Source organism: Nocardia sp. TBRC8007, from assembly GCF_056629435.1.
This window is the reverse complement of the sequence record NZ_JBWSOR010000234.1, coordinates 1-239: the sequence shown is the minus strand read 5'-3', so window position 1 is coordinate 239 and position 239 is coordinate 1. Positions and strand designations below refer to the sequence as shown.

The window sequence follows — 239 nt, the reverse complement described above, 5'->3', positions numbered from 1 at the left end:
AGTATTGGTTAACCTGCATCGGCTGCAGTTTCACCGTCCGGTCGAGGTCGAATGAGGAGTAGGTCACATTCCTGTTGAAGTTCCACAGTTGCAGCGCACCACCGGAATAGATGTCGGCTTTACCGAGCTCGACAATGCGCCCGAAGTCCGCGACCACCTTGAAGTTACGGGTAACGACCTCACCCGGCGCGGTGCTGATCACCACATCCGCCCCCTTGCCGTCGGTGAGCGCCAGCACT

At 58.6% G+C, this 239-nt stretch carries 1 protein-coding gene; it reads right to left on the bottom strand.

Annotated elements, in window-relative coordinates; genetic code table 11:
• Positions 1-239, bottom strand: a 239-nt coding sequence (locus ACX4ZE_RS23460; protein ID WP_480275643.1) for a hypothetical protein, incomplete at both ends; no start/stop codon positions are given.